This window comes from Nocardia sp. GCM10030253 (assembly GCF_042675075.1).
Taxonomy (GTDB): Bacteria; Actinomycetota; Actinomycetes; order Mycobacteriales; family Mycobacteriaceae; genus Nocardia.
Genome location: NZ_JBHTDL010000005.1, coordinates 660,729 through 679,097, shown reverse-complemented (window position 1 = coordinate 679,097; position 18,369 = coordinate 660,729). Strand labels below are relative to the sequence as shown.

At 65.9% G+C, this 18,369-nt stretch carries 16 protein-coding genes; 7 read left to right on the top strand and 9 right to left on the bottom strand.

Features of this window, described 5'->3' with window-relative positions:
* Positions 1-121: 121 nt before the first annotated feature.
* Together ACFQZZ_RS11535 and ACFQZZ_RS11530 are read right to left on the bottom strand one after the other, a co-directional pair.
* Positions 122-2,311, bottom strand: a complete 2,190-nt coding sequence (locus tag ACFQZZ_RS11535; RefSeq protein WP_378677904.1) for a molybdopterin-dependent oxidoreductase — start codon at positions 2,309-2,311, stop codon at positions 122-124.
* A gap of 115 nt (positions 2,312-2,426) precedes the next feature.
* Positions 2,427-2,909: a hypothetical protein gene (locus ACFQZZ_RS11530; protein ID WP_378677901.1), complete on the bottom strand. Its 483-nt coding sequence runs from the start codon at positions 2,907-2,909 to the stop codon at positions 2,427-2,429.
* A 193-nt stretch (positions 2,910-3,102) separates the two neighbouring features.
* On the opposite strand from ACFQZZ_RS11530, the gene ACFQZZ_RS11525 reads away from it, so the two are divergent.
* Together ACFQZZ_RS11525 and ACFQZZ_RS11520 are read left to right on the top strand one after the other, a co-directional pair.
* Positions 3,103-3,663: a DUF4282 domain-containing protein gene (locus tag ACFQZZ_RS11525; RefSeq protein ID WP_378677898.1), complete on the top strand. Its 561-nt coding sequence runs from the start codon at positions 3,103-3,105 to the stop codon at positions 3,661-3,663.
* Between the two features lie 220 nt (positions 3,664-3,883).
* Positions 3,884-4,759, top strand: a complete 876-nt coding sequence (locus ACFQZZ_RS11520; protein ID WP_378677895.1) for a helix-turn-helix domain-containing protein — start codon at positions 3,884-3,886, stop codon at positions 4,757-4,759.
* A gap of 10 nt (positions 4,760-4,769) precedes the next feature.
* On the opposite strand, the gene ACFQZZ_RS11515 is transcribed toward ACFQZZ_RS11520, so the two are convergent.
* Positions 4,770-5,195 carry a MarR family winged helix-turn-helix transcriptional regulator gene (locus ACFQZZ_RS11515; protein ID WP_378677892.1) on the bottom strand — a complete coding sequence of 142 codons (426 nt, stop codon included), beginning with the start codon at positions 5,193-5,195 and terminating at the stop codon, positions 4,770-4,772.
* Between the two features lie 85 nt (positions 5,196-5,280).
* On the opposite strand from ACFQZZ_RS11515, the gene ACFQZZ_RS11510 reads away from it, so the two are divergent.
* Positions 5,281-6,738 (top strand): MFS transporter, encoded by a 1,458-nt coding sequence (locus ACFQZZ_RS11510; RefSeq protein WP_378677889.1) that lies wholly within the window; start codon positions 5,281-5,283, stop codon positions 6,736-6,738.
* 68 nt (positions 6,739-6,806) lie between these two features.
* Here the strand turns inward: ACFQZZ_RS11510 and ACFQZZ_RS11505 are convergent, their stop codons facing one another.
* Positions 6,807-7,355, bottom strand: coding sequence for a dTDP-4-dehydrorhamnose 3,5-epimerase family protein (locus tag ACFQZZ_RS11505; protein ID WP_378678421.1), 549 nt, complete (start codon positions 7,353-7,355; stop codon positions 6,807-6,809).
* A 2-nt stretch (positions 7,356-7,357) separates the two neighbouring features.
* Positions 7,358-8,230: a glucose-1-phosphate thymidylyltransferase RfbA gene (rfbA, locus tag ACFQZZ_RS11500; RefSeq protein WP_378677886.1), complete on the bottom strand. Its 873-nt coding sequence runs from the start codon at positions 8,228-8,230 to the stop codon at positions 7,358-7,360.
* 225 nt (positions 8,231-8,455) lie between these two features.
* On the opposite strand from rfbA, the gene ACFQZZ_RS11495 reads away from it, so the two are divergent.
* Positions 8,456-9,448: an alpha/beta hydrolase gene (locus tag ACFQZZ_RS11495; protein WP_378677883.1), complete on the top strand. Its 993-nt coding sequence runs from the start codon at positions 8,456-8,458 to the stop codon at positions 9,446-9,448.
* Positions 9,449-9,812: 364 nt separating this feature from the next.
* On the opposite strand, the gene ACFQZZ_RS11490 is transcribed toward ACFQZZ_RS11495, so the two are convergent.
* Positions 9,813-10,517: a hypothetical protein gene (locus tag ACFQZZ_RS11490; RefSeq protein WP_378677881.1), complete on the bottom strand. Its 705-nt coding sequence runs from the start codon at positions 10,515-10,517 to the stop codon at positions 9,813-9,815.
* 295 nt (positions 10,518-10,812) lie between these two features.
* On the opposite strand from ACFQZZ_RS11490, the gene rfbB reads away from it, so the two are divergent.
* Complete coding sequence (rfbB, locus tag ACFQZZ_RS11485) at positions 10,813-11,826, top strand: dTDP-glucose 4,6-dehydratase (RefSeq protein WP_378677878.1); 1,014 nt, start codon at positions 10,813-10,815, stop codon at positions 11,824-11,826.
* A 65-nt stretch (positions 11,827-11,891) separates the two neighbouring features.
* Here rfbB and ACFQZZ_RS11480 read toward each other — a convergent pair whose 3' ends face one another.
* The 3 genes from ACFQZZ_RS11480 to ACFQZZ_RS11470 all read right to left on the bottom strand — a co-directional run bounded on the left by ACFQZZ_RS11480 (position 11,892) and on the right by ACFQZZ_RS11470 (position 15,658).
* Positions 11,892-12,599, bottom strand: a complete 708-nt coding sequence (locus tag ACFQZZ_RS11480) for a hypothetical protein (RefSeq protein WP_378677876.1) — start codon at positions 12,597-12,599, stop codon at positions 11,892-11,894.
* 321 nt (positions 12,600-12,920) lie between these two features.
* On the bottom strand, positions 12,921-14,582 hold the full coding sequence (locus ACFQZZ_RS11475) for a DUF2142 domain-containing protein (RefSeq protein WP_378677874.1): 1,662 nt from the start codon (positions 14,580-14,582) through the stop codon (positions 12,921-12,923).
* The gene (locus ACFQZZ_RS11470) at positions 14,579-15,658 is read right to left on the bottom strand and encodes a glycosyltransferase (protein WP_378677872.1); all 1,080 of its coding nucleotides are present in this window, start codon (positions 15,656-15,658) and stop codon (positions 14,579-14,581) included. The genes ACFQZZ_RS11475 and ACFQZZ_RS11470 overlap by 4 nt, the downstream gene beginning before the upstream one ends.
* 143 nt (positions 15,659-15,801) lie before the next feature.
* Here ACFQZZ_RS11470 and ACFQZZ_RS11465 point away from each other — a divergent pair, with 143 nt between their 5' ends.
* A complete protein-coding gene (locus ACFQZZ_RS11465) occupies positions 15,802-16,332 on the top strand; it encodes a GtrA family protein (protein ID WP_378677869.1) in 531 nt (176 codons plus the stop codon).
* A 121-nt stretch (positions 16,333-16,453) separates the two neighbouring features.
* On the top strand, positions 16,454-18,355 hold the full coding sequence (locus ACFQZZ_RS11460) for a glycosyltransferase (RefSeq protein ID WP_378677867.1): 1,902 nt from the start codon (positions 16,454-16,456) through the stop codon (positions 18,353-18,355).
* Positions 18,356-18,369 lie beyond the last annotated feature (14 nt).

The window sequence follows — 18,369 nt, the reverse complement described above, 5'->3', positions numbered from 1 at the left end:
CCAACTTGAGAATGTATCGAATGCCTAGTTAGCGCAAGGGTTTCCAAGAGTTAGCCGGAAGACGACCGACCGGAATGGTTACCGGGTCGGTCGGCATCGGAGGTGGCTGCGGCGGTGCTTTTCAGGCCGGTGTCAGGGTGACAGGGACACCGTTGAACACGGCGTTCCCCGACGGTACGTCGACCACCGAATCATCGGTCAGCACATTGGCGTTGACCCCGGCGTGGTCTCTGGCGACCGTCTGCGTGCTGTCGGTATGACCCCATCCGTGCGGCAGGCTCACCACACCCGGCATGATGGCGTCGGTCGGCTCCAGCGGCACCGTCAACGATCCGGCGGCGGACTTCACCACCGCGTGTTCGCCGAGACCGAGCCGCGCCACATCGGCCGGATTGATATGCAGCGTGCACTTATTCGACCCGCTCACCAGCGTCGCGATGTTGTGCATCCAACTGTTGTTCGACCGCAACTGGCGTCGCCCGATCAGCACCACGTCCGGTGCGGCATCGGCGAGTCTGCCCCGCATCCTGGCCACATCCTCGAGTAGCTGTTGCGGCGCGAGCTCCACCCGCTTGGATGCCGTGCGCAAAATCTCGGGCAGCCGTGGCTGCAACGGGCCGAGGTCGATGCCGTGCGGATTGTCGAGCAGCGCTTGCAGATTAAGAGTGCCGCCATTCCACTCGCCGTATGGGCCGAGGCGCAGCATCATGTCGAGGCGCTGCTCGGTGCTGTTCACGCCGATCAGCTCCGGCCGCCGCTCCAGCAGCCCAGCCTTGTGCAGCGTGCCCGCGATGATCAGCTCGTCCACCGCGGTGAGCGGGTCCTGTCCATCGGCTCCGTCGTGCGGCTTTCCGGTCAGCGCCGCGGCGAGCCGAGCGACGACTCCCGCCTCCGAGGGGCGATCACCGAGCGGCACAAGCGGTCGCGAATAGCGGGCGTAGTTGCGGACCGCGAACTGCAACAGCGCGAAGTCGTAGTGCGGCGACTGCACCGGACGCGGCGGCGGCAGGATCACATCGGCGTGCCTGGTGGTTTCGTTCAAATACCTGTCGACGCTGACCATGAAGTCCAGCTGCGCGAAGGCCGCGTCCAGCCGGACCCCGCTCGGCGCGGAGAGCACCGGGTTACCCGCGACCGTGACCACCGCCCGGACCTGCCCCTGGCCCGGGGTCGTGATCTCGTCGGCCAAGGTGGCCACCGGTAGTTCGCCCATCGCCTCGGGCAGTTCGCGGACCCGGCTGGCCCAGCGTCCGGTGCGGAACGGCTTGGTTCGGACGATGCCGCCCGCCGCGGCGTTCGCGAACATGGCGCCGCCGGGGGAGTCGAGGTTGCCGGTCAGCGCATTGATCACCTCGACGAGCCACTGCGTCAGGGTGCCGAATTCGGCCGTGCAGGTACCGATTCGGGCGTACACTGCGGCGGTCGGCGCCGCCGCGAGCTCCTGGGCCAGTCGGACAACGGTCTCGGCGGACACCCCGGTTCGGGCCGCGACCACCTCAGGGGTGAAATCCGCCGCGGCCGCGCGCACGTCATCCAGTCCGGCCACCTCGACGCGTAGGTTGGTCAGGTCTTGTGCGAACAGCGTGTGGACGATCCCGAACAATAGGTAGGCGTCGCTGCCCGGCCGAATGAACAGGTGTTCGTCGGCCAGCTTCGCGGTCCTGGTCACCCGAGGATCGACCACGACGAATCGGCCGCCCCGGTTGCGCAGCGCTTTCAACCTGCCCGGGAAATCTGGTGCGGTGCACAGTGATCCGTTCGATTCCAGCGGGTTCGCGCCGAGCATGAGCAGATAGTCGGTGCGGTCCAGATCCGGCACCGGTACGGTCAGCGGGTCGCCGAACATCAGCCCGCTGGCGACCTGTTTGGGCATCTGATCCGCGGTGCTCGCGGAATAGAAGTTCTTGGTGCCGAGCGCGCGGATCAGCACGGGCGCGTACAGCGCGCCCGCCACGGTGTGCGCGTTCGGATTGCCGAGATACAGTGCCGCGGCCTGGTTCCCGTGCTCGGCGACGATCGCGGGGAATCGCTCGGCGATGAGATCGAAGGCCTCGGTCCAGGACGCGGTGCGCCAGGTATCTGTCGCGCGGTCGCGGATCATCGGTTCGGTCAGCCGGTCCGGGTCCTCGTCCAGATGCCCGAAGCTGGCGCCCTTGGGACAAATGAAGCCCTTGCTGAACGGATCCTGCCGATCCCCACGGACCGACGTCACATGGTCGTCGGGATCGAGGGTGATTTCGAGTCCGCAGACCGCCTCGCACAGCGGGCAGGTGCGCAGCAGCGTGCGGGACGGATCAGTGATCTGGGCCATACCCCATCATGGCTTGCGGCAACGCAGAGTGAAACAGCAATGACCGATAACCGCAGCGCGGTTATCGGTCATGGTGGGCCGGGTAGTGCGGACCCTGCCCGCTATGCAGGTGCCTTCAGCAGGCGACGCTGGTAAGTGCGGTCCGCTTGCGCGAGCTCGCCGACCGGACGGCCGCGCTGATCGCGACGACCGGCGGGATCCAGCGGGCCTCGTTCGGCGAGATGCCCCAGCAGGCCGAGCCCGCCATCAGCTGGGTCGGCGGCAGCGGAATGCCATCGCCGTCGGTGTATATGGTCGCGCCCGCCTCGCGCAGCGCCTCCAGCGCCATCGTGGCCTTGCGGAGGCCGGTGACAAGGTGGATCTCGCGACGCTCCGCGCCGGGGATCTCGATCACCGGGCCGGACAGGTTGTTCGCGCGGAGGAACCGGCGCACTTCGGCGGCCAGTTCGCCGCTGACCTCAATGCCCGACAGATCGGCATCCGTGATCAGGCAGATCCCGTTCGTCGTTTCAGCGATCGTCCACCCGCGCTGGATGTAGTCCTGCGCAGCGGCAGTCATTGCTGCCGCCGAGACGGAAGTCGGAAACGTGGTGCGCACTGTCTTTCTCCATTCCCCGATGAACTGGGTCCTGCTGCATTCATGGGTCGTATCGGCGGGGGGTGGCTCGGGTGTTACGGGTTTTCTAAAGATCTTCATGAGTGTCGGATTCGTCTCACCCGGTGTGGAGCGGCTATGGCAGGTTTCCGGTCGTCTCTTGGCCGGTCGTGCTGTCGCGGAGGAGGATCGCGACATGACCGATGAGTCCAACGGTGTTCCGGCGCCGGATTCGGATGACTACGACACCGAATCGCGCTGGATCGCGTGGAAAGAGTCCGCGTCCAGGCGGTTCTCGCGTTCCACTGTCACCGAGGAGGAGCCCGCCGAGCCTTTCGAAAGCCCGCGCGCCTTTGGGAAGTGGAGCGTCGAAGCCGCGCGGGGACTGCTCGACGTGCAGTTCCACCGCCCGGCGACCAGGACGCTGTTGCCGCTGGCCTACATGCTCGGCCTTGCTTTCGCAGTGGCGCTGCCGATCGCGTTGATCGTGCTGATGTGGCAGGTCTCGGCGGTGCTCGGCGTGCTTGCCGCACTGGTCGCGGTGCCGCTCGGGCTGACTATCGCGGCCGTGGTCCGCCTGCTGCTGGAGTTCCTGGTGAACGCCTCGCGGCTGGCCACTCGGGTGGAGCACATCAGCGAGCTGGCCGACGATCTGTTCCAGGCGCTGTCGGATGTCGCGGAGCCGGTCAACCAGCTCTCCGAGGATGTCCGCGCGGTGCAGTTCTGGCGCTTCCGCAAGGGCGGTTCACGCAAGTAGCAACCGAACTGAATTGCCGCATGCGGCGTCACTCGAACGCATTCGGCGTGCCTGTGCCGTTGGCGTATGTGCGACACCCAGAGTGTTCCCTGTGAGTTTCATTGTGAAACAATGCTGTTCGGATGTCCGATTCCGACTACGGACATCAGGTAGGGAGCGTCGGACTCGCGTTCACGGGAGAGGTTCGCGGGTGCAATGACGCACGGCACGAGGGGGAACCATGGCTTTACCGCACGGCACCACGGGCTCGACCATGCCGCGCAGACAGCTCGGCCGTCATCTTCGGGATCTGCGCAATCGGGCCAGGATGACCACCAGGATGGCCGCCCAGCAGCTCGAGTGGTCCGAAGCCAAGATCTGGCGGATCGAGACCGGCCAGACCTCGCTGCGCAGCCTGGACGTCGAGGCCATGTGCAAGATCTACGGTGCGCCAAGCGAACTCGTCGAGCCGTTGACCGCGTTGGCCAAGGAAACCAAGGCCAGGGGCTGGTGGACCGGGTACAGCGACGTGATCACCGAGGGTTTCGAGGTGTACATCGGGTTGGAGGAAGCCGCCCGGCTGCTGTCCACCTACGAGAACGAGCTGGTTCCCGGCCTGTTGCAGACCGAGTCCTATGCGCGGGCGCTGCTTACGGCGGGGCGCCCCGACGCCCCTGCCGCCGAGATCGAGCGTCGAGTGCAGCTGCGAATGGCCAGGCAGGCGTTGGTGACTCGGAGTGATTCGCCGCTGCAGCTCGACGTGGTGATCAGCGAGGCGTTGCTGTGGCACCGCCTCGGCGGCCCCGAGGTGACCGCCGAGCAGCTCGACCACCTGCGGCGCATGTGCGACCTGCCCAATGTGCGAATTCAGGTGGTTGCCTCGGACTCCGAGTACCACGACGGCATGGACGCGGGCCGTTTCGTTCTGCTCGATTTCGCCGACGGTGGCACCGGCGAGCTGGCCGAGCCGTCGGTTGTCTACGTCGAGGCGTTCACCGGGCCGATCTACCTGGACAAGGAACTCGAAACAGAGCGGTACCGGAAGGCTTTCGCGAGCATCAAAGCGGCCGCGTCGGACGGGCGAGCCGTCATCGAGGACGTGCGCGCCGGATTGTGATCAGTGCTGCCTAGGTGCAGCGCTGGCCACCGTCCCAGGTGGTCTCGAGTATCGAGCGATGGGTCGGCAGGGCCTGCTCGTAGACCGTGCGGCCCTTCTCGGTGAGGCAGACGAAAATCGCGCGACGATCATCGGCGCACATGGTGCGCGACACCAGACCGTCACGTTCCAGCCGAGCAACGGCGCGGGAGAGCGCGCTCTGGCTCAGGTAGATGTCGTTGGCCAGGTCGCTCATCCGGTAATTGCCGCAATCGGCGTCGATCAACCGGTCCAGCGTCTCGAACTCGCTGAGTCCGATCTCGTGCTGACCCTGTAGCGCCTTTTCGAGTGCGCAACTCACCGCCGCATGTCGGTCGAGCAGCTCACGCCACTCGCCCACCAGCCCGGTCGGCGCGACGGTGCGCCGGGCTGCGTCTGGAGTCGACACCTTCGACATGGCCCCATCTTAGTGGCTCCGGCAGTTAAATGCAAGTGCATTAGTTGTGTTGGCATTTAATGTGTGCGCATGTAACGTACCTCGCATGACTTCTGCAGCAACCCAATCGGCCGCCCAGGCGACCGATTCGATCAGATGGTCAGCCCGTCTCTGGGGCATGCTGATCACGCTCTGCATCGTGTTGTTCCTCGATGGTCTCGACGTTTCGATGATCGGGGTCGCGCTGCCGTCTATCGGCGCCGAACTCGATCTGTCCACCTCCACCCTGCAGTGGCTGATCAGCGGCTACGTGCTCGGATACGGCGGCCTGCTGCTGCTCGGCGGGCGGACCGCCGATCTGCTCGGGCGGCGCAAGGTCTTCCTGATCGCGCTGGCGGTCTTCGCGGTCGCTTCCCTGGCGGGCGGCCTGGTCACCTCCGGCCCGCTGCTGATCCTCACCCGCTTCATCAAGGGTCTTGCCGCCGCCTTCACCGCCCCGACCGGCCTGTCCATCATCACCACGAACTTCGCCGAGGGCCCGGCCCGCAACAAGGCACTGTCCATCTACACCGTGTTCGGTGCGGGCGGTTACTCCTCCGGTCTGCTGTTCGGCGGACTGATGACCGGCGTCGGCTGGCGCTGGACCTTCCTGCTGCCGGTGCCGATCGCGCTCGCCGCGCTGGTCGCCGCCTATGTGCTGGTGCCGAAGGACGAGGCTGCCGAGGAGGGCGGGCACGACATCCTCGGCGCTCTACTGTCCACCGCGGGCATGCTGCTGTTGGTCTACACCGTGGTCACCGCGCCGGAAGCGGGCTGGGCATCGGCGCGCACCATCGGTTCGTTCGTGGCGGTCGTCGCGCTGTTCGCCGGCTTCATCGCGGTGGAGAAGCGGGTCAGGTACCCGCTGATCCGGCTCGGCATCCTGCGCAAGCCGTCACTGGTCCGCGCCAGCCTCGCGATCATCGCGGTGGCCGGTTCGTACTTCAGCTGGCAGTTCATCGTCACCCTGTACATGCAGGACTCGCTCGGCTGGTCGCCGCTGAAGCTGGCGATGGCGCTGCTGCCGGTCGGATTGCTTGTGGTGCTGTCCGCGTTCTTCTCCGACAAGCTGGTCGACCGGTTCGGCACCGGGCCGATCATCGCGGTCACCATGGTCGTGATGGCCATCGGCTACCTGCTGTTCCTGCGGCTGGATACCGCACCGTCCTACTGGACGATGCTGCTGCCAGCGGTACTGCTGATCGGCATCGGCTGGGTCGGCTTCCCCGCCATCAATATTCAGGCGACCAACGGGATCGAGGACGACGAACAGGGCCTTGCTGCGGGCGTGCTGCAAACATCCATGCAGGTCGGCGCGGCCATCGTCCTGGCCGTCACCACCGCCATCATCTCCTCGGGTGCACACACCGACACCTCGCCGTCGGCGGTGCTCGACGCCTACCGCCCCGGACTGGAATTCGCCGCCGGTGTCACCATCGTCGGCGCCCTGGTCGCGCTGCTCGCCTTCCTGCCCAAGCGGCGCAAGCAGGACGAGCAGGAGCCGGAACTCGAACTCGTCGGCTGACCCCCTCCAGCCGATCGCAGGCCGAACGCCACCACTCGCCATCCCGGCGCGGTGGTGGCGTTCTGCTATTACGAGAAAGGTGGAGCAGCGGCGTCTTTGGGCGAGCGAACGTAGGTCAGCGGCCGACCGTCGCGGCCGACTTTCGGCCATTCGATGCCGAGCCCGGGGTCGAAAGCATCAATGTCCCTGTCGAATTCGGGGGTGTACTCCAGTGAGCACAGATAGGTGACGGTGGACTGATCCTCCAGCGACAGGATCGCGTGGCCGAGCCCCTCGGAAAGGAACATCGAGCGCCGGTCGACATCGTCGAGCACCACACTGTCCCAGCGCCCGTAGGTGGGGGAGCCGGGACGCACGTCGACGACCACATCGAGGAACGCGCCGCGTACGCAGGTCACGTATTTCGCCTGGCCCGGTGGATCTTCCGTGTAATGGATGCCGCGCAGCACACCCGCGGCGGAGACCGAGCAGTTGACCTGCCGCAGGTCGAACGGCCGCCCGGTCACCTTCTCGAATTCGGAGGCCTTGAACGACTCGAGGAACATGCCACGGTCGTCGCCGAACTGGCGCGAAGTGATCACCCAGGCGCCGGGCACGGTGAGTTCACGGAACTCCATGCTCACCAGTCCCGTCCGCGCTCGAGCAGATCGAGCAGGTAGCTGCCGTAGCCCGAACGGACCATCGGTTCGGCCGTCGCACGGAGCTGTTCATCGTCGATGAAGCCCATCCGCCACGCGACCTCTTCCGGCACGCCGATTTTCAGGCCCTGCCGCTGCTCGATGGTGCGGACGTAGTTGGCGGCGTCGAGCAGTGAGTCGAAGGTGCCGGTGTCCAACCATGCGGTGCCGCGGGCCAATACATCGACCTGGAGCCGATCCTGTTCCAGGTAGGCCCGGTTGATATCGGTGATCTCGTATTCACCGCGCGCGGAAGGGCGCAGGCCACGCGCGATCTCGACGACGTCGTTGTCATAGAAATACAGCCCGGGGATGGCGTAGTTGGAACGCGGTGCCTTCGGCTTCTCCTCGATCGATACCGCGCGACCGTCGGTGAATTCGACGACGCCGTAGGCGGTCGGGTCCGACACCCAGTAGGCGAAGACCGCACCGCCGTCGATCCCCGAGAATCGATTCAGGCTGGTGCCGAGGCCGGGGCCATGGAAGATGTTGTCGCCGAGCACCAGAGCCGCGCTGTCGGTGCCGATGTGGTCGGCGCCGAGCACGAAGGCCTTGGCAAGGCCGTCGGGCTTGTGCTGGACGACGTAGCTGAGGGCAATGCCGAACTGGCTGCCGTCGCCGAGCAGTCGGCCGAACGCGTCGGCATCCTCCGGGGTGGTGATCACGAGGATGTCGGTGATGCCCGCGAGCATCAGCGTCGAGAGCGGGTAGTAGACCATCGGTTTGTCATAGACCGGGACCAGCTGCTTGCTCACCCCGCGCGTGATCGGGTGCAGCCGGGAACCGGTGCCGCCCGCCAAAATGATTCCGCGCATGGGGAGGAGTCTGCCAGTTTCGCCCGACCCGGAGTCGGGGAGGTTCCGACTCGCCCACAAATTGATCACGAATGTTTGGTGCCTTGGCGCGCCGGGCGATTGCTGTTGCGTAGGTCACGTTCACGTGGTGTTCTGAAATATCACTGTGTGAGATGTCAGCGTCGACAACTCGCCCGCGACAACCTCCGGTCGGGCTCGGCGCGCCAGTTGTGAGGTAGGTGCGCGATGTCAGCGAGCGGAGTCGGCGAGCCCGGTGTGGTGATGAATCCGGATGGTCAGAGTGCGCCCTCTCGGATGTTGTTGGCGGCGTGCCTCGGGGTGGTGCGCCCGGCATTGCGGGTCGCGCCGATTACCCGCGTGACCATCCCCATCGGCGCCGCCGCGATCGATACCCTGGCGCGATTGCGCCCGCAGCCACGCGGCATCGACCGGGAACAGGTGGAGCTGAACGGTTTCCGGCTCGAGGTCATCCGGCCCTCGGGCGGCTCGCGTGCGCTGCGGCACGGTGCGGTGCTGTACATGCACGGTGGCGGGTTCGCCGTCTGTGGGTTGCGCACCCATCGTCCGATCGCGGCCAGCCTGGCCAGGCGCACCGGACTGCCGGTGGTGAATGTCGACTACCGCCAACTGCCCGCGCAGAGCATTACCCAATCGGTCGAGGACTGCCTGACCGCCTACCGCTGGCTGCTGCGGCACGGGGCGGATCCGGCGCGGATCGTCTTCGCCGGTGACTCGGCGGGCGGCTACCTGGCTTTCGCGACCGCGCTGCGTGCGATCGAGCTGGGGCTGCCGAGCCCGGCGGGTCTGATCGGGCTGAGTCCGCTGCTCGACCTGGACTACGCGGCCAAGCGGGACTACATCAACGCGGCGCGTGACCCGTATATCCCGGTGTCCGCACTCGCGGCGGTCGTCCGGATGGGCGCCGAGGTCGACCGCCGACTCGATCCCATGCTCTCGCCGGTCAATGGCGCGTTGGCGAGCTTGCCGCCGGTGCTGCTGATCGCGGCCGAGGACGAAATATTGCGCTACGACTGTGAACTGATGGCGCAGCGGCTCACCGCGGCGGGCGTGCCGAACTCGCTCGAGCTCTGGCGCGGCCAAGTACACGCGTTCATGAGCATTTTCCCCAGCCTCCCCGAGGGCAGGGCCGCGCTGGCGAGGGTCTCGCGGTTCGTTCGTGCTCGCCTCGAGCAGCAAGAGCAGGCTCGGACGGCCTGATCACGGTCGGCCGGACGAGTCGAACCCCGTCCCGGAGTTTCCGGGGCGGGGTTCACATCGTCGCGGTCCGCGGCGACTTCGCGAGGCACTGTCGATGGGCTTGCCGGTGCGGCTGAACTGCAGCGCATTCCCGCGCCGACAATTGTGCGTCCTTCCATTCGGTATTAATTGTCCGGGCGAGGTGCCCCAGGAAAGCAAACATTCAGTAATGGGGCATCCCTGAGTTATTTACCTTTTGTTCATCTAGTCGGGAGTCCAGTTCGTTCAGGCCACAATGCCAGCGGCCGATGCACGCAACCCCGCCCGGCGGATGCCGGGCGGGGTTGCGCTGTATTTCGGTTGTGCGGTGTCCGTTGTACCGGTCTTACTTGGCGGGCGCGGCGAACGGCTGGTTGATGGTGGTGAAGTACTGGATCGCCGCACCGATCGCCACGGGGGCGGTGATGAAGATCTGGCCCGCGAGGGCGCCGAGGGCGCCGACCGCGATGATGCCGCCGATGCAGCCGACGGCGGCGGCGGGCAGGAACGGTCCGAACAGGCCGACGATGGTGGCCGCGGCGACGGTCGCGCCGACGATGCCGCCGAGCACGCAGCCGACGGCGCCGCCGCCGAGGCCGCCGACCAGGGTGCCGATGGAGGCGCCCATGCCGATGGTGTCCTTCAGACGGTTGAAGGCGGCAACTTCGCGGTCGTACTCGGACTTCCAGGGAGCCTTGTCCTCGAAGGGCAGGGCAACCGGCTTGTATACCGCCTTCGCCGGATCGATCTGCGGCGTCAGGGTGGCGGTGTTGCCCGCGATGTCGGCCGCGATCGGGAACTCGAATTCGTCGATGCGGAGCTTCAGCGGGGTGCCCGCGACGACGGTGCCGTTCGCGGCCTTGATCTTCAGTGCGTCGTCTTCGACAACGATCGAACCGGCATCGGTCGTCACGATCGACGAGGTTTCGGTGGTCTTGGCGGTGAAGTTGATCGGAGCGTCGGCAGCCGGAGCCGCGTTCACAGTGCCTGCGGTGACGCCCGTAGCGGCAATCAGCAGCGCCGACGTAGCGGCGAATTTCCTCATCAGCATTTGTTACGACCTCAGTGTGAAGCGTTCGGAGGGGACTAGACGATCGAAATCTAGACCAGCTAACGCGTGGTGAATTGCTTGTGACCGTTTATTCAAATTTTGTTCACCGTTGCGACTGCGAGCTTGGTGGGGTCTTGGAAATAGTCCGCCGACTAGGGTTTATGCCTAGAAATCAAACTGGTCGGCACTGGCTTCGAGGTCAATGTGAGACGAAGGTCACACGACCCAAACGCCTCCCAGTACTGCGAAGGGCCTCGGCCGCTGACGGGCCCATCGCTGGACGTAGTGTCGTGGAGTGCGATTGCTCGTAACCGGCGGTGCCGGATTCATCGGTGCGAATTTCGTCCGCCAGACCGTGGCCGAGCGCCCCGACGCGACGGTAACCGTCCTTGACGCCCTGACGTACGCAGGCAATCGAGCGTCGCTGGAGCCGGTGGCCGACCGAATCGACTTCGTGCACGGTGATATTGCCGATCTGGACCTGGTCGACGAGCTTGTCAGCGGTGTCGACGCCGTCGTCCACTTCGCGGCCGAATCGCACAACGACAACTCCCTCGCCGATCCGTGGCCGTTCGTGCAGACCAATATTGTCGGCACCTACTCGCTGCTGCAAGCGGTGCGTCGTCATGAGGTGCGCTACCACCACGTCTCCACCGATGAGGTCTACGGCGACCTCACCCCGGAGGCCGCCGCGTTCGACGAGAACACCGCCTACAACCCGTCGAGCCCCTACTCCGCGACCAAGGCCTCCAGTGACCTGCTGGTGCGTGCCTGGACCCGTTCGTTCGGCGTCCGGTCGACGATCTCCAACTGCAGCAACAACTATGGGCCCTATCAGCATGTGGAGAAGTTCATCCCGCGCCAGATCACCAATCTCATCGACGGTGTCCGCCCGCGGCTCTACGGTGCCGGACATCAGGTGCGCGACTGGATCCACGTGGACGACCACAACCGGGCGGTGTGGGACATCCTCGAACGCGGTCGGATCGGCCAGACGTATCTGATCGGCGCCGACGGCGAGCTCGACAATAAGTCGGTGGTGCGGATGATCCTCGAGGCGTTCGACCGCGACCCCGACGATTTCGACCACGTCACCGACCGCGCCGGTCACGATCAGCGCTACGCCATCGACGCGTCGTTGCTGCGGTCCGAACTCGGCTGGACCCCGCGCTACTCCGACTTCCGGTCCGGGCTGGCCGCGACCATCCAGTGGTACCGCGACAACGAATCGTGGTGGCGCCCGCACAAGGCGCTGACCGAACGCGCCTACGCCGCCGCGGGGGAAACCGAGATCGGCCCCGCGCGCTGACCCTGAAACACGAACCCCGCCCGGCACATTCGCCGGGCGGGGTTTCGTGTGTTCGAAGGCGCGCCTTACTTGGCGGGCGCGGCGAACGGCTGGTTGATGGTGGTGAAGTACTGGATCGCCGCACCGATCGCCACGGGGGCGGTGATGAAGATCTGGCCCGCGAGGGCGCCGAGGGCGCCGACCGCGATGATGCCGCCGATGCAGCCGACGGCGGCGGCGGGCAGGAACGGTCCGAACAGGCCGACGATGGTGGCCGCGGCGACGGTCGCGCCCGCGATGCCGCCGAGCACGCAGCCGGCGGCCGCGCCGCCGAGGCCGCCGACCAGGGTGCCGATGGAGGCGCCCATGGCGATGGTGTCCTTCATGCGGTTGAAGGCGGCCTGCTCACGGTCGTACTCGCTCTTCCACGGTGCCTTCTCCTCATAGGGGAGGGCGACCGGCTTGTAGACCGCGCGGTCCATGTCGAGCTGCGGGGTCAGGGTGGCGGTGCGGCCCGAAATCGCCGCGGCGATCGGGAACTCGAAGTCGTCGACTCGGAACGACAGCGGCGTTCCCGCCAGCACGGTGCCGTTGGTGGCTTTGATCTTGAATACATTGTCTTCGACGGTCATCGATCCGGCATCGGTCGAGACGATGGTCGATGTGTCGGTGGCGTTCGCGGTGAAGTTGACCGGCGCTTCGTCGGCCGCGGGCGCGGCGTTGACGGTGCCTGCGGTCACGCCGATCGCGGCGATCAGCAGCGCCGACGTGGCGGCAAATTTCCTCATCAGCATTTTTTGAACCTCGATGCACATTGTTCGGAGGGGACTCCGTAATAAGAATCGAGGCCAGCTAATTTGTGGTGAATTAATCGTGATTGTTCATTAAGGTGCCGTTCACCTACTGGACCAGGTGGTCTATTTGCTCTCTGGAAAGTGTTGGCTGTCAGTGCTTTTGGCAATCAGGGATGGACCGCTCCGTAGTGGCCCCGGCGAGGGATTCGAGACGGACATCACAACTTCTATCTCGAATTGATGTGCCGATTGTGATCTGCGTGCCTATTCGGCAAATTCAAGGTCGCTATGTGTTACGTGATTGTTCGGCAACCGTCACGATCAGCCCCAGACTATGGAGTAGTACTTCCACAATGCGGCGATGAGCGCGAACGAGGTGGCCGCGATGACGGTAATCGCCGGACCTCGAGTCGGGGTCTTGCCGTCGGAGCCGGTGAGTCGCAACGGCATCCACCGAAGCAGCACCGCCAGCCCGATGATCGCCAACGGAACGAGGTAGCGGCCCTGCACGCCGTCGATGATGTAGTAGCCGACCGGGGTGAAGGACATGTAGAGCGTCACGTAAATCATCGCGACGCTGGCCGCCACGGTGAGCCCGACGATCAGGGTGCGCCGGAACGTCGCGGTGGCCGGGTTCATCCGATCCGCGATTCCGATGCTCACCGCGAAGGCGAGCAGGCAGGCCAACACCGAGATGGCCGGGACGTCGATGTAGGAGAAGCCGAGTTCACCGAAGAACTGGGTGAACCACCGCGCGTCCCGCAGCGCGATGCTCTCACCGAAGACGTTCACGAAATGCAATGGATCGGTGAGGATTCCGTGCAGCTGCTCGCCGGGCTTCACCGAATTCCATTGGTGCTGTGGGCGCATCAGGCCCATGCCGTCCCCGGTCGGCGCGGCGACTTTCATCCAGGCCGCGAAGACCCCACCGCCGGCCGCGGCGAACCCCCATGGGATCCAGCGCTGCCAGCCGGCGTCGGCCCACGAGCCGCCGTTCCCGGTGCGGCCGAACCCGAACCGGTGCACCGGCACCACCACGATGAGCATCGCGAGCAGCACATAGGTCGGCTTGCTTATCGGCAGCAGGATGGTCGCCGTCAGCAGTGCCGCCGTTTCGAACCGTCCGAGCCGGTCGCCGAGGAACAGTGCCTTGACCAGCAGCGCGGACACCATGATCGCCAGCGCGTTGGTCAACGTGTCCGCGGTGACAGTGCCGGACTGGAACACCGCGATCGGCAGCGCGGCGACGGTGAACGCCAGCCATTGCACCCGGTGCTTGCGCAGCGCCCACAAACCGAAGCCGACGACCCCGAGGTAAGTGAGCAGTCCGGCGAGCCGGGTCAGCAGAATCATGCCGGCGACGTCGAGGCCGGACAGCTCGGCCAGTCGAATGCCAATGGCTGCAGGGATATACGGCACCGGCGAGTAGGCGGCGGTATTGGTGAACCAGACCGGCTCGGTAGCCGAGGAAACCTCGGCGCCGCCGAGTCGGTCGTAGCCGTCGGGATCGCCGACCATCTCACCCGGCTCTTCCGGGTTGGTGGTGTAGTCGTTGAGGGCGTAGCCCATCAACGCGGTGATGCTGACGGGTACATCGCCGCCGTAGGCGATGCCGCGATTGTCCTTGATCTGCTCGGGCAGGAAGCCGCCGTGCGCGACCTGATAGGCCCTGCCGAACTGGGTGATCTCGTCATGGCCCCAGAACGGCGGGGTCACCACGGCGAACAGCGCCCCGAAGAGGGCGGCCATGATGGTGAACGCGACCGTCGCGGCGCCGAAGCGGGTCACGATGCGTTGCGCTAGTCGTCGGACCGCGTTGTGCGACGTGCCCGTCGACTCGGCGGCCTCCGACGACTTCGGCTGTGCGGCACTGTTGTCCGATCTCGCGGGCTTATCGAGGGCTTGCGCCGGATTCGACCCGTTATCGGCAGATGACGAGCCTTGGTCGGCGTCCGTCGTGGTCTGGTCGGCCGAGGTGGTCAACGGTCGGCTCCACCGGTGCTTGCGTCACCGCCGCTAGCGACTGCTGGCAGGTCGCTCGAAACGGCACCGCTAGCGACTGCTGGCAGGTCGCTCGAAACGGCACCGCTAGCGGCACCATTTCCGTTCGGGTGGGGGTTGTCGGCGCTGATGGCCGAGTAGCGCAGATAGACCAGCCGGGACGCCTCGTGCCGCGAGCGACGGATGCCGTCTAGGATCAGGCCCGCGGTCCACGCCAGGCTGCCGAGCAGCAGCAGGGTGAAACCGAGGAACAGCGTCGGGAAGCGCGGCACCTCATGGGTGTTGTAGAACTCGACGACTATCGGGATGGTCAGGACGATCGAGACCAGGAAGCTCAGCGTGCCGAAAAGGCCGTAGAACGCGACCGGCCGCTCGTGCCTGGCAAGTCCGACGATCAGCGCCAGGATCTTGAACCCGTCGTGATAGGTGCGCAGCTTGCTTTCGCTGCCCGCGGGCCGATCGCGGAAGCCGACCGGCACCGCGGTCTGCGGCACTCGCAGATGCAGCGAATGCACCGTCAGCTCGGTCTCGATCTCGAACTCCCGCGACACCGCGGGGAAGCTCTTCACGAATCGGCGCGAGAACACCCGGAAGCCGCTGAGCATGTCTTCGACGTTCTCGCCGAACACCTTTCCGACAACGCCGTTGAGCACCTTGTTGCCGGTCTCGTGGCCGGACCGGTACGCCGAGGCGCCCGCGTCTTCCTGCTTGCGGACGCCGAGCACATGGTCGTACGGGCCGTCCAGCAGCGTCTTGATCATCAGCGGCGCGGCCGACGCCTCGTAGGTGTCGTCGCCGTCGATCATCAGATAGATGTCGGCCTCGATATCGGCGAAGGCTCGCCGCACCACATTGCCCTTGCCCTTGGTGTGCTCGGCGCGCACGATCGCCCCGGCCGCGCGGGCCCGCTCGGCGGTCGCGTCGGTACTCAGGTTGTCGTACACATAGACGACAATTCCCGGCACGGCAGCCTGGAGGTCGGCGACGACCTTGGCGACCGAAGCCTCTTCGTTGTGGCAAGGAACCACGGCGGCGATACGAAGCTCGGTGGAGTCCACCCGGGTCAATCCTCGAGGTCGGTGGTGTGAATGGGAACACCGGGAGGGTACAGGGCTGTGCGGCGCAGCGCGTACCCGGCAAGGATCTGCGCGCGCTCGGTTCACCGAGTTTGATAGGTGTGACCGTGGGGTACCGTCGCCCCGTGTCCTACCCCGAGCAGCCCGTGTCATTGCCCGAGCGGTCCGGCTCTGCGCAACCCGTGTCGACCGAGCAGCCGCTTGTCACGAAAGTGATCGCCGCACTGCGGCGTGGCGGGGCGTTCCTCGTGGTCGGTGCGATCGGTTTCCTTGTCGATGCGGGCACCTACAACCTGCTCGTGTTCTGGGGCGGCGAAGGGGTGCTGTATCACTCCCCGTTGCCCGCCAAGATCATCGCGATCGCCGTGGCTACCGTCGTCACCTACTTCGGCAACAAGTGGTGGACCTTCGCGCACAAGCAGACCGACAATCCCGGCCGCGAGTATCTGCTCTACGCCGTGTTCAATGTGGCCGCCATCGGCTTGCAGCTGGGTTGTCTCGGCTTTTCCCGCTACGTGCTCGACCTGTCGACGCCGCTGTCGGACAATATTTCCGGCACCCTCGTCGGCCAGATCGTCGCGGTGGTTTTCCGCTATTGGGCCTATGACAAATTCGTCTTCGTCGGCGGCCAGGCGAACGACGAGCAACAAAAGTAATCGCGGTGCCCTGATCACTGGGCAGGCATGGGTCGAGGTCGGTTGATATCCTCGCACCCGCCGCGAACGGCATCCAGGGGCGTGTCTGTCCCGTCGGCACAATGAGGATTTCGAGGACTTCATGGATCAGTCGGCTACCCAAGCCGTTACCGAAACGAACGATCGCCCTTCGGCCGCTGCCGCGCCGGCCTCGCTGCGCACCGACCATCGGGCGCCCGATCGGCTGCTGCTGCAGCGCGGCATCTTCACCGGACCGTCGGCGAAGGTGAGCGATGAGCTGTATGCCGTCGTCAAGGGCCGCGCGCATCGGGAGCGGCTGGCGCTCCGGCTGGAGAAGGGCGCGACCGCGCACACCAACACCTACTTCGGCCGGTTCTCCGCCAGCTACTGGCAGCGCTGGACCACCGTCACCGAGGTGCGGGCGACGATGGTGCTCGACGTGGTCGAGAAGGCCAGGGTCCGGGTGGTCGCCTCCGATATCGCCGGGCATCGCCGCATCATCGAGACCGCCGAGATCACCGCGAGCGGCCCGTTGACGCTGACGGCGCCGTTGGACCAATACGTCGACGGTGGCGCGCTGTGGCTCGAGCTCGACGCCGCGGGCGGCGACCTCGGGATCACCGAACTCACCTGGACCTCGGTGGCACCTGACCATGTGCGGCCGGTGGCGATCGCGATCTGCACCTTCAACCGGGCCGAGGACTGCGCGAACACGGTGGCCGCGCTGGCCTCCGACGCGACAGTGCTCGCCGCGATCGACGCGGTGTACGTGGTCGACCAGGGCACCGATCTGGTGGAGAACCGTCCGCGGTTCCAGGACACCCTGCCGGTCTTCGGTGACAAGCTGCGCTACATCCGGCAGCCGAATCTCGGTGGCGCGGGCGGCTTCACCCGCGGCCTCTATGAGGTGTCCGCGGTGAACGAGCACGCCGATGTGATCCTGATGGACGACGACATCCTGTGCGAGCCGGAAACCGTGTTGCGGCTCAACGCGTTCGCCAACATGACGGTAGAGCCGACGTTGGTCGGCGCGCAGATGCTGTTCCTGCTGAACCCCGACTACCTCAACGTCGGCGCCGAAGAGGTGCACCTGCACGAGCTCAAGCACGGCCAGAAGGTGCCGAAGGCGCTGCGTAACACCAGCATGCTCAAGCGCAACCAGGAGCGGCGCGTCGACGCGGGCTACAACGCCTGGTGGACCTGCCTGATCCCGGCGGAAGTCGTCGCCAAAATCGGTTTGCCCATCCCGATCTTCTTCCAGTGGGACGATGTCGAATACGGCGTCCGGGCTCGCGAGAACGGGTTCGTCACGGTCACCCTGCCGAACGCCGCGGTCTGGCACGCCGACTTCTACTGGAAGGACTACGACGACTGGGCGCGCTATTTCAGCACGCGCAACTCGCTCATCGTCGGGTCGCTGCACACCGATCTCGATGCGAAGGCCATCACCCGTCAGCTGTTCCGCAGCCTGGCCGAACACCTGGTCGCGATGCAATACGGCCTGGTGCACACCACCTTGCAGGGCATCGAGGACTTCCTGGAGGGCCCGAAGGTATTGCGCGACGGCGGCATCACGGCGCTGTCCGCCGCCCGCACCAGCCGCGGCGACTACCCGGAGACGGCCAAGCATGCGGCCGCGACGCCGCCGGTGCGCTCTGGCGATATCCAGCTGCGCCGGGCGGGCGGTGAACCGAGCCGCGCGACAGCCGTGCTGATCAAGCGCGCCATCGGCCAGTGGACCGGCCGCACCCAGCACGGCCTGATCGGCATCACCCGCGAGGATGCGCACTGGTGGCACGTCGCACTGTTCGACCATGTCGTGGTCACCGACGCCTCTCAGTCCGGCGTCCGAATCCGCAGGCGCGACAAGGCGAGGGCCCGCGCCCTGCTCCTGCGTACCCTCCGCGTCCTGCGCCGCCTCCGTCGCGAACTGCCTGCCCTGCAGGAGCAGTACCGCGCCGCCGTACCGGAACTCACCAGCCGCGCGAACTGGGAACGCCTCTACGGCATCAAGCCGAACTAGCTTGCCGCACAACG